This is a genomic window from Eubacterium sp. MSJ-13, assembly GCF_018918235.1.
Classification (GTDB): domain Bacteria; phylum Bacillota; class Clostridia; order Lachnospirales; family Lachnospiraceae; genus Butyribacter.
Genome location: NZ_JAHLQE010000095.1, coordinates 1 through 9,174 on the forward strand (window position 1 = coordinate 1; position 9,174 = coordinate 9,174).

General features: G+C 38.5%; 11 protein-coding genes. All 11 read left to right on the forward strand.

Features of this window, described 5'->3' with window-relative positions; genetic code table 11:
- Window positions 1-104: 104 nt before the first annotated feature.
- Window positions 105-578, forward strand: a complete 474-nt coding sequence (tnpA, locus tag KQI69_RS05865; RefSeq protein WP_216564415.1) for an IS200/IS605 family transposase — start codon at window positions 105-107, stop codon at window positions 576-578.
- Between the two features lie 166 nt (window positions 579-744).
- Complete coding sequence (locus KQI69_RS05870) at window positions 745-2,472, forward strand: M14 family zinc carboxypeptidase (protein ID WP_216564416.1); 1,728 nt, start codon at window positions 745-747, stop codon at window positions 2,470-2,472.
- Between the two features lie 107 nt (window positions 2,473-2,579).
- Window positions 2,580-2,693, forward strand: a complete 114-nt coding sequence (gene rpmJ, locus KQI69_RS05875) for a 50S ribosomal protein L36 (RefSeq protein WP_216564417.1) — start codon at window positions 2,580-2,582, stop codon at window positions 2,691-2,693.
- A gap of 357 nt (window positions 2,694-3,050) precedes the next feature.
- Window positions 3,051-3,419, forward strand: coding sequence for a 30S ribosomal protein S13 (rpsM, locus tag KQI69_RS05880; RefSeq protein ID WP_216564418.1), 369 nt, complete (start codon window positions 3,051-3,053; stop codon window positions 3,417-3,419).
- 38 nt (window positions 3,420-3,457) lie between these two features.
- A complete protein-coding gene (gene rpsK, locus KQI69_RS05885; RefSeq protein ID WP_022013715.1) occupies window positions 3,458-3,853 on the forward strand; it encodes a 30S ribosomal protein S11 in 396 nt (131 codons plus the stop codon).
- Window positions 3,854-3,954: 101 nt separating this feature from the next.
- Window positions 3,955-4,548, forward strand: coding sequence for a 30S ribosomal protein S4 (gene rpsD, locus KQI69_RS05890; RefSeq protein ID WP_022013713.1), 594 nt, complete (start codon window positions 3,955-3,957; stop codon window positions 4,546-4,548).
- Window positions 4,549-4,593: 45 nt separating this feature from the next.
- Window positions 4,594-5,553, forward strand: coding sequence for a DNA-directed RNA polymerase subunit alpha (locus KQI69_RS05895; protein ID WP_022224496.1), 960 nt, complete (start codon window positions 4,594-4,596; stop codon window positions 5,551-5,553).
- A gap of 17 nt (window positions 5,554-5,570) precedes the next feature.
- Window positions 5,571-6,107: a bL17 family ribosomal protein gene (locus KQI69_RS05900; protein WP_022224497.1), complete on the forward strand. Its 537-nt coding sequence runs from the start codon at window positions 5,571-5,573 to the stop codon at window positions 6,105-6,107.
- A 189-nt stretch (window positions 6,108-6,296) separates the two neighbouring features.
- A complete protein-coding gene (locus tag KQI69_RS05905) occupies window positions 6,297-7,151 on the forward strand; it encodes an energy-coupling factor transporter ATPase (RefSeq protein ID WP_371818747.1) in 855 nt (284 codons plus the stop codon).
- Window positions 7,152-7,409: 258 nt separating this feature from the next.
- A complete protein-coding gene (locus KQI69_RS05910; RefSeq protein WP_216564420.1) occupies window positions 7,410-8,267 on the forward strand; it encodes an energy-coupling factor transporter ATPase in 858 nt (285 codons plus the stop codon).
- Entirely contained in the window at window positions 8,264-9,073 is an 810-nt protein-coding gene (locus KQI69_RS05915; RefSeq protein ID WP_216564421.1) for an energy-coupling factor transporter transmembrane protein EcfT, read from the forward strand. The genes KQI69_RS05910 and KQI69_RS05915 overlap by 4 nt, the downstream gene beginning before the upstream one ends.
- Window positions 9,074-9,174: the final 101 nt, after the last annotated feature.

A 9,174-nucleotide genomic window follows, 5' to 3' on the forward strand; every position in this document is an offset into this window, starting at 1 on the left:
TCTTCCTTGTTTTCAATTAGGATTGCAAACGAGCTTAGCGAGTTTCGCAATTACCTAAATAAGTATGGTTCGCCAACCGTACTAAAATCAAAGGAGGTATCCAAATGGATAAAAATACATTATCACATACTAGATGGGAATGCAAATATCATATAGTATTTGCACCAAAATATAGACGTAAAGTTATATATGGAAAGATACGAGAGGATATATGCGAGATTTTGTCATCGTTATGTAAAAGAAAAGGAGTAGAAATAATAGAGGCAGAATGGTGTCCAGATCATATTCATATGTTTGTAAGAATTCCGCCAAGTATGAGTGTGTCGAGTTTCATGGGATATTTAAAAGGAAAAAGTGCTCTTATGATATTTGAAAGGCATGCAAATTTAAAATATAGGTATGGAAATAGACATTTTTGGTGCAGAGGATATTATGTAGATACAGTAGGAAAAAATGCAAAGAAAATTGAAGAATATATAAGAAATCAGTTACAGGAAGATATGATATATAATCAGATGTCATTAAAAGAATATATCGACCCGTTTACGGGTGAGCCAGTAAAAGGAAGCAAAAAATAAAAGTCCTTTAGGACTAGCAGGGGAATATAGTGCGTGAGGCGAACAATTTCGATGAGCCTTGAGGCTCAAGCAGGAAAAAGCCCCTTATAGGGGCAGAGCAAACCACCGGCTAAGCCGGTGGTTATGATTTTGGTATTAAAACAGATATTACATAAGGAGACAATAAATGTTGAAGAACAGGAGAAAATTGACAGCTATGCTTTTGACGCTTGCAGTCGTGCTTGGGTGTTTACAGCAGACAGCCGGTTTTGGAGTGAAAGCACAGGCAGCAGTAAAAACACAGAAGATACGCATAGCAAGAAAGACGCAGGCAGCAGGCGGTAAAGTTAAAAAAGCAAAGAAAGCATTAAAGAAAGAAGTCGAGATTTCAGAGCCGGTTCCGGCAACAGGTTCAGCTATTTACGATCCCGACCTTCCGATAATGAATGTTTTAATAAAACAGAGCGGGGATAAAGAAGTTAAATTAAGCTGGGATGCGTATGAGGGGGCAGCAGGTTATTTTGTATATTGTCTGGATTATAATGATACTGCTGACATCAATGATGGTAATATATTGAGTGAAAACATAACGGTAGTATATGATGCTACAGAAGCTGTGATACCGATAAACAGAGGACAGGAATATACTTTCTGTGTAGTCGCATATTCAGGTGAAGATGCTGCTATTGCGAGAACAGACAGACTTGTAGCATGTATTCCTGAAAAGAATAGTATCAGATTTACAAGACTTAACAGTAAGAAAGTAAAAATAAACTGGAATCGTTCAGAAGGTGCACAGAAATACATTATATATAAGAAGATAAACGGTGAGAAATATAAAAAACTTGCTGAAACAGACAAATTGAAATTTACTGATAATAAAGTGAGAGCAGGAAAGAAATACAGATATTATGTTCAGTCATACGCTATATATAATGAAGAAACATTTCAGACGGATGCAAATGCTAAGAGTTTTCAGATTCGTGATTTTGTAAGTACAGGTCATCAGAAATACAGTTATAGTGAGATGAGTGGAGACCTTAAACAGCTTGTAAATACATATTCAGATTATGTAAAGGTAAATGTCATAGGAAAATCAAATGATAAGAGAAATATTTATGATGTTGTAGTAGGAAATCCAAATGCAAAAAAAACAATGCTTGTCGTAAGCTCGATACATGCAAGAGAATATATGACTGCACAGCTTTGCATGGCTCAGATAGAATGTTATCTTAAAAATTATAACGGAAGTGTAAACGGTGTAAGATTAAAGAGTACATTAAAAAAGATAGCGATACATTATATACCGATGGCAAATCCTGACGGGGTCACGATATCGCAGTTTGGGATATCAAGGATAAGAGACAGCAAACTCCGCAAGGCACTTTACAAGATGCCGGGTGCAGGCCATACTTCTTCATGGAAGGCAAATGCAAGAGGTGTTGACCTGAACAGAAATTACAAATACAATTATCATGCCAGATACGGTGGCAGGCGTGGAAGTTCAGGATATTCGGGACCATATGCTGAGAGTGAGCCTGAGACAAAGGCAATTGTAAAACTGATAAATACATTGAAAAAGAATACAAACTTAAGAGGTACAGTTAATTATCATGCAATGGGTTCGATTGCATTTGGAAGCGTCAGGAGAGGGATGAAGAAAACTACAAAAAGTACTACGATAAGGATGTATAATCTTGCTAGGAGCATTACGGGTTATGCAAGCAGTGCAAGCTATGAAAAAGGCGGAAAAAGTGTTGGGGCATTGAGAGAATACACTATGTATAACATGAAAGTGCCGAGTATCACACTTGAGATAGGTGTCGGGGGCTGTCCTCTGCCAAGTTCACAGTTTGGCTCAGTTTGGAGAAGAAATTACAGTCTTGTGATAAGAGAGGCAAAGCTGCTTAGCTGATGACATAGTGATGATATGGATATACGAAAAAAGTGAAAAAAGTGCTTGCATCATAAAAAAAAATATGATAAAATAGCAAATGGACTTTATGAAAGGAGGTTATTGCTGTGAAAGTTAGATCTTCAGTAAAACCAATTTGCGAAAAATGTAAGGTCATCAAGAGAAAGGGAAAGATCAGAATAATCTGTGAAAACCCTAGACACAAACAGAGACAGGGCTAATTAGTTGACAGAAACCAAAGCAGTATTACTTTGGCTTTTCTGTTGTTATAATATAGAACTTGCTTTCTGTTCGTTATGATACTATATATGTATCATGATATTGTAGACAGGCTGATTACCTGTTTCAGCGGAAGGTTGTGTCATTTCAATTGGAGCTGGTCTTATCAACGGCAGATTGATGACTGCGGCGTAGTACCGGCTGCCATTTCGCAGGCAGCTCGACATTTGTTCACCATAGTGGTGTTTGAAAAGGAATAGTCTATGCAATAAGATTACAATTTAAAGCGGCTGACAGTGCATGGCACTGTAATCAATTTAACTAACAATCTAGAAAATTAACGGAGGTGTAAAGTACACATGGCTCGTATTAGTGGTGTAGATTTACCAAGAGATAAGCGTGTTGAGATCGGACTTACTTATATTTATGGTATTGGTAGAGTAAGCTCAAACCGCATTTTAGCAGAAGCTAATGTCAATCCTGACACACGTGTTAAGGATCTTACTGATGACGAAGTAAAGCGCATTAGCAGTGTGATCGATGAGTCACAGACAGTTGAAGGTGATCTTCGTAGAGAAATAGCTATGAATATCAAGAGACTTCAGGAAATTGGATGCTATAGAGGCATTCGTCATAGAAAAGGTCTTCCAGTTCGTGGACAGAAGACAAAGACAAACGCTAGAACTCGTAAAGGTCCAAAGCGTACTGTCGCAAATAAGAAGAAATAATAGATAATATGTACAAATTCTAGTAGGAGGGTTTGACAATGGCTAAACAGGTAGCAAAAAAGGCAAGTAAGAAGCGTGTCAAGAAGAATGTCGGACATGGACAGGCACACATTCAGTCTTCCTTTAATAATACAATAGTTACGCTTACAGATGCTGAAGGAAATGCAATTTCTTGGGCAAGTGCAGGCGGATTAGGATTCAGAGGTTCAAAGAAGTCTACACCTTATGCAGCACAGATGGCTGCTGAGACTGCAGCAAAAGCAGCAGTACCTCATGGTTTAACTTCTGTAGATGTTATGGTAAAGGGACCAGGTTCTGGTCGTGAAGCAGCAATTCGTGCATTACAGGCATGTGGAATCGATGTAACAAGCATCAGAGACGTAACACCTGTACCACATAACGGATGCCGCCCACCAAAGCGTCGTCGTGTATGATTTTTGTGGAATTTACCACAGGATTTTAAGAACGGTCTGTCTACAGTGGCAGATATAGAGATGAATAATTTTTGTGTATTATTATATAGGAGGAAATAAACATGGCAAGAGATATGACTCCAGTACTCAAGAGATGTAGAAGTCTTGGAATCGACCCTACATTCCTTGGTCTTGATAAGAAGTCTAATAGAAATGCTAGAGCTGGTAGAAAACAGAGCGAATATGGTCTTCAGCTCAAAGAGAAGCAGAAGGCAAAGTTCATCTATGGTGTTTTAGAAAAGCCTTTCAGAAACAACTTTGCAAGAGCTCAGAAATTAAAGTATGGTACAACTGGTGAAAACCTCATGATTATCCTTGAGCTTCGTCTCGACAATGTACTTTTCAGAATGGGTTATGGTCGTACAAGAAAAGAGTCAAGACAGATCATCGATCACAAGCATGTACTTGTAAACGGCAAGTGTGTAAACATCCCTTCATATGAAGTAAAACCAGGTGATGTTATCGAAATCAAAGAGAAGCACAAAGGTGCTCAGAGATATAAGGATATCCTTGAAGTAACTGATGGAAGAATCGTTCCAGAGTGGCTTGAAGCTGACCATGAGAAACTTTCAGGAGTAGTTAAGGAAATCCCTACAAGAGAGCAGATTGATGTTCCTGTAAATGAAGTGCTTATCGTCGAGTTATATTCTAAGTAATATTAACTGGCAGCAAAGCATAACACCCAAAAGGAGGTACTTAGAGTGCTTGATTTTAAAGAACCAAATATTGAGATAGCTGAGATTTCAGAAGATAAAAGATATGGACGGTTTGTAGTTGAACCTCTGGAAAGAGGATATGGTACAACTTTGGGTAATTCTCTTAGAAGAATTATGCTTTCATCATTGCCGGGTACAGCCGTTAGTCATATTAAAATTGACGGCGTGGTTCATGAGTTTGCTGCAATTCCTGGCGTAAAGGAAGATGTTACGGAAATCATCATGAATATCAAGAGTCTTGCTATTAAAAATAACAGTGAGACAAATGAGACAAAGACAGCTTATATCGAGGCTTCTGGTGAATGTGTTGTAACAGCAGCAGATATTCAGGTAGATCAGGATATCGAGATTATGAATCCGGATCAGGTTATCGCTACACTTAGCGGTGGTCCTGACTGCAAATTATATATCGAGATGACAATTGTAAATGGTCGTGGTTATATCAGCTCTGATAAGAATAAGAGAGAAGATTTACCTATCAATGTAATTGCAATTGATTCTATCTTTACACCGGTAGAGAGAGTAAACATCAAGATTGAGAATACTCGTGTTGGTCAGATAACTGATTACGATAAGTTAACAATAGAAGTATATACAAATGGAACTATTGAGCCGATTGATGCAATCAGTCTTGCAGCAAAGGTTCAGAGTGACCATTTGAAATCATTCATCAATCTTTCAGACAAAACATCAAGTATTCAGGTTATTGCCGAGAAACCGGACAATACTGAAGACAAGGTGAAAGAGATGAACATTGATGAGCTTGAGCTCTCAGTTCGTTCTTACAATTGTTTAAAGAGAGCCGGTATCAATACTGTCGGTGAACTCTGCAATCGTACATCTGAGGATATGATGAAGGTTAGAAACCTTGGACGTAAGTCATTAGAAGAAGTTATAGCTAAATTGAAAGAGTTAAACCTTTCATTTAACTTAAGCGAAGATTAATTAGGAGGTAAGCACACATGGCAGGCTATAGAAAACTTGGAAGAACTTCCAGTCAGAGAAAAGCATTGCTTCGTAATCAGGTAACAGATTTGTTATACTATGGCAAGATTGTTACAACGGAAGCTAAGGCAAAAGAAATCCGTAAGATTGCAGAAGGCATCATTGCTTTAGGCGTAAAAGAGTGCAATAATTTTGATACAGTGAAAGTTACTGCTAAGGTAGCTCGTAAAGATAAAGATGGTAAGAGAGTTAAAGAAGTTGTAGACGGTAAGAAAGTTACAGTTTATGACGAAGTAGAGAAGGAGATTAAGAAAGATCAGCCTTCAAGACTTCATGCAAGAAGACAGATGCAGAAAACTCTTTTCACAGTTACAGAAGTTCCTGCTGATAAGCAGAGCCGCAGAAAAGATACAAAGAAAGTTGATGTTGTATCTAAGGTTCTCGATGAAATCGCACCAAAGTACACAGACCGCAACGGTGGTTACACACGTATCGTAAAGATTGGTCAGCGTAAAGGTGACGCAGCTATGGAAGTACTTATTGAGTTAGTATAATTCATATAGTAAAATATAAAATAGGGCTATCACATATGTGGTAGCCTGTTTTGCTATAATATAAAATAAAGGATGTTTTATGTTATAGTAAAGCAGGCTATATTTGATGATTTAAATGCAAAAATGTTAAGATAAAATATATATCTGTATGTAAAGACTAATAACCGCAATGTAAAGGTTGGTGACAGCATGGAAAATATGATAGAAGCAAAAGGGCTCGTACATGAGTATTCAAGGCGTGATGAAAATGGAGATATAACCGAGATAAAGAGAGCACTTGACGGTGTTGACATAAAGGTAAAAGCAGGTGATTTTATCGCTGTGCTCGGTGCGAACGGTTCAGGCAAATCAACATTTGCAAAGCATTTGAATGCACTTCTTGTACCGACAGAGGGGACTTTGTTTGTAAATGGAATGGATACTTCTGACTATAACAATGATCTGAAGATAAGACAGACTGCCGGAATGGTATTTCAGAACCCGGATAATCAGATAATATCAAATGTTGTTGAGGAAGATGTAGGATTTGGACCTGAAAATATAGGTGTACCGACAGAGGAGATATGGCAGAGAGTAGAAAAAAGCCTAAAAACAGTCGGTATGTATTCATACAGGAAATCTTCACCAAATCATCTGTCAGGCGGACAGAAGCAGAGAGTTGCCATAGCAGGCATAATGGCGATGAAACCAAAGTGTATAATACTTGATGAGCCGACAGCCATGCTTGATCCGGTAGGACGCAGGATGGTTATAGATACGATAACCGAGCTTAACAAAAAAGAGGGAATAACCATAATACTCATAACGCACTATATGGAGGAAGTTGTCGGTGCAGACTATGTGTATGTTATGGATAGCGGAAAAGTGCAGATGCAGGGAAAACCGAGACAGATATTTGCAAAAGCCGGAGAACTTGAGCAGTACAGACTTACGATACCAGAGATAACAAAGATAGCACTTGAACTGAATAAAAAGGGGATGAATATACCGAAAGATATATTGAGTGCTGAGGAACTTGTAGGTTTTTTAGAGAGGTTGTTGTGATTTTGAAACTACAATAAATAATACCGCAGGCACGCTTTCGCTATGTTGTCGCTCGTAGCAGTAAATAAACCAGCAAAGTACGCTGGTTAAGTGCTGACGGCGACAAAAATGCCTGCTAACATTATTTATTGTAGTTTCAAAATCTATTAACGGTATTGGCATATATTTTTATGTGGATGTATGTTAAAATTATATGAGTGTAAACAAGAGTTATAAAGATATATTGAATGTGTATCATGTGGTGATTTGGAGGCGGATATGGGAATAAGACTTGAGAATGTTAATTATATATATGCCGCAGGGACTGCTGAGGAGAAGAAGGCTCTGGACAATGTAAATCTGACGATTAATGACGGTGAGTTTATCGGTCTTGTGGGACACACGGGTTCGGGTAAATCGACATTGACGCAGCTTTTAAATGGTCTTGAAAGAGCGACATCAGGAAATATTTATTATAATGAAAGAAATATCTATGATAAAGGGTTTCTGATGAAGGAGCTGAGAGGGAATGTTGGACTTGTGTTTCAGTATCCGGAGCATCAGTTGTTTGAGGTGTCAGTTATTGAAGATGTAAAATACGGACCGAAAAACCTCGGTCTTGACAATCTTGAAGTGGAGATGAGGTCTTTTGAGGCTCTTAAAATGGTTGGCATAGGTGATGACCTGCTCGATGCGTCACCATTTGCACTGTCGGGAGGTCAGAAAAGGCGTGTTGCCATAGCAGGTGTGCTTGCGATGAAACCAAAGATACTTATACTTGATGAGCCGATGGCGGGGCTTGATCCAGCAGGGCGTGATGAGATTCTTGAACTCCTTGCAAAACTTCACAGGGAAAATGATATGACTATACTTCTTGTATCACACAGCATGGACGATGTTGCGAGATATGTTGACAGGATGCTTGTGATGAGTGATGGAAAGATAGTTCTTGACGGAGAGCCGAGAAAAGTGTTTAAATATCAGAAGGAACTTGAAGAAATCGGACTTGGCGTGCCGCAGGCAACAAATGTTATACACCAGCTTAATGCTTTGGGAGCAGGAATAGAGCAGGAATGTATAACACCTGAGGAAGCGGCAGATGCTATTTACAATAAGTATATGAAGGGGCACAGATGATTAGAGATATTACCATTGGACAATATTATGCGACAGACTCAGTGATACACAGACTTGATCCAAGAGTAAAAGTGGTTGGAACATTAGCTTATCTGATATCATTATTCTGCTTTAATAAGTTTAGCGGATATATAATAGCGGCACTGTATTTTGCGATACTTGTAAAAATATCACATGTACCGTTTAAATTTATGGTAAAAGGTCTTAAACCGATAATGTTCATGCTTATTTTTACGGCAGCACTCAACCTGTTTTGGACACCGGGGGAGGTTGTGCTTGTGAAAGCATGGGTATTTACTATTACGCTTGAAGGTGTCAAACGCTCGGTTTTTATGGCACTCAGACTTACATTTCTTATCATAGGTTCTTCGCTTATGACGCTCACAACAACACCAAATCAGCTTACAGATGCACTTGAAAAGCTTTTGAAACCGTTAAACAAGATAAAAGTACCTGTACATGAGATTGCGATGATGATGTCGATAGCACTCAGATTTATACCTATACTTGTCGATGAGACGGACAAGATAATGAAAGCACAGATGGCGAGAGGTGCAGACTTTGAGTCGGGCAATGTTATCCAGAGGATAAAAGCAATGCTTCCAATCCTCATACCACTTTTCATATCAGCGGCAAGGAGAGCAAACGACCTCGCACTTGCTATGGATGCAAGATGTTATCATGGCGGTGATGGAAGAACAAAAATGAAACCGATCAAATATGGCAAAAATGATGCGATGGCGTATCTAAGTGTTTTGTTGTATATTGTAGTGCTGGCGGTGGTACTCAGATTTGTTAAGTATTAAGATTGTGATAAAATTAAAATAAAGCAGCTTCCCTGAATGTGATATGATATGCCCCTTGTCAAGTAGACAGGTAAAATATCTAAAATTAGGTGCTGATGATG

Coding starts and splice junctions, on each gene's coding strand:
- KQI69_RS05905 (WP_371818747.1), top strand. CDS start 6,297: ATGGAAAATATGATAGAAGCAAAAGGGCTCGTACATGAGTATTCAAGG.
- KQI69_RS05915 (WP_216564421.1), top strand. CDS start 8,264: ATGATTAGAGATATTACCATTGGACAATATTATGCGACAGACTCAGTG.
- KQI69_RS05870 (WP_216564416.1), top strand. CDS start 745: ATGTTGAAGAACAGGAGAAAATTGACAGCTATGCTTTTGACGCTTGCA.
- rpsM (WP_216564418.1), top strand. CDS start 3,051: ATGGCTCGTATTAGTGGTGTAGATTTACCAAGAGATAAGCGTGTTGAG.
- KQI69_RS05900 (WP_022224497.1), top strand. CDS start 5,571: ATGGCAGGCTATAGAAAACTTGGAAGAACTTCCAGTCAGAGAAAAGCA.
- KQI69_RS05910 (WP_216564420.1), top strand. CDS start 7,410: ATGGGAATAAGACTTGAGAATGTTAATTATATATATGCCGCAGGGACT.
- rpsD (WP_022013713.1), top strand. CDS start 3,955: ATGGCAAGAGATATGACTCCAGTACTCAAGAGATGTAGAAGTCTTGGA.
- tnpA (WP_216564415.1), top strand. CDS start 105: ATGGATAAAAATACATTATCACATACTAGATGGGAATGCAAATATCAT.
- rpsK (WP_022013715.1), top strand. CDS start 3,458: ATGGCTAAACAGGTAGCAAAAAAGGCAAGTAAGAAGCGTGTCAAGAAG.